This is a genomic window from Priestia sp. YIM B13491, from assembly GCF_042787605.1.
GTDB classification, from domain to species: domain Bacteria; phylum Bacillota; class Bacilli; order Bacillales; family Bacillaceae_H; genus Priestia; species Priestia megaterium_E.
In genome coordinates, this window is sequence record NZ_JBHZOR010000039.1 from 1 (window position 1) to 1,358 (window position 1,358).

Consider the following 1,358-nt stretch of genomic DNA (forward strand, 5'->3'; position numbering starts at 1 on the left):
GGTGAAAAGTACCCCGGGAGGGGAGTGAAATAGTACCTGAAACCGTGTGCTTACAAGCCGTTGGAGCCTTTTGGGGTGATGGCGTGCCTTTTGAAGAATGAGCCTGCGAGTTAGTGATACGTGGCGTGCTTAACCCGTGTGGGGTATGCGTAGCGAAAGCGAGTCTGAAATATGGCGTTTGTCGCGTGTTCTAGACCCGAAGCGGGGTGATCTACCCATGGTCAGGTTGAAGCAGAGGTAAGACTGTGTGGAGGACCGAACCCACCAGGGTTGAAAACCTGGGGGATGAACTGTGGGTAGGGGTGAAAGGCCAATCAAACTCCGTGATAGCTGGTTCTCCCCGAAATGCATTTAGGTGCAGCGTTGCGTGGTCCCTGGTGGAGGTAGAGCTACTGGATGGCCGATGGGCCCTGTGGGTTACTGACGTCAGCCAAACTCCGAATGCCATTAGGTGTAGCGTGGCAGTGAGACTGCGGGGGATAAGCTTCGTAGTCGAGAGGGAAACAGCCCAGATCATCAGCTAAGGCCCCTAAGCGTACGCTAAGTGGGAAAGGATGTGGAGTCGCGGTGACAACCAGGAGGTTGGCTTAGAAGCAGCCATCCTTGAAAGAGTGCGTAATAGCTCACTGGTCAAGTGGTTCTGCGCCGACAATGTAGCGGGGCTCAAGCGTACCGCCGAAGCTGTGGCAGCAACACGCGTGCTGGCGCCAGGAACTGGAGTGTTGGTGTGTTGTTGGGTAGGGGAGCGTCCTGCACGAGGTGAAGCCTGGAGGGGACTTCTGGTGGATTGTGTGGGAGTGAGAATGCAGGCATGAGTAACGAATCTGCGGTGGGAATCCGCAGCGCCGATTGACTAAGGGTTCCAGGGCTAGGTTTATCCGCCCTGGGTTAGTCGGGTCCTAAGGCGAGGCCGACAGGCGTAGTCGATGGACAACCAGTTGATATTCTGGTACCGCGTTGTGACCGCCCATGCTGAAGTCATTGTGCTAACCAATTTGCTCACGCCCCCACATGACCTTCGGGTTGCGTGGTGTGTGTGGGTCTTGGGGCCCCGGTGATTGTAGGCAAGCGTGTTAACAGGGGTGACGCAGACAGGTAACTGCAGTGCGCCGATGGTTGTGCGTATTTAAGGTTGTGGCCCGCCCTTCAGGTAAATCCGGGGGGCATGTGGGTGAGGACTGATGAGGGACACACGCGTGTGTGGACTTGTGGTGATCCTAAGCTGCCGAGAAAAGCCTCGACGTGAGGGCATGACCTGCCCGTACCCTAAACCGACTCAGGTGGTCAGGTAGAGTATACCGAGGCGTTCGAGTGAATCGTGGTTAAGGAACTCGGCAAAATTCCTCCGTAACTTCGGG

The 1,358-nt window shown here is 56.2% G+C and carries 1 rRNA gene; it reads left to right on the forward strand.

Annotation, left to right across the window (positions count from 1 at the left end):
• Nucleotides 1–1,358: ribosomal RNA gene (locus ACFX4E_RS28205) — 23S ribosomal RNA — on the forward strand; the annotation flags it as partial.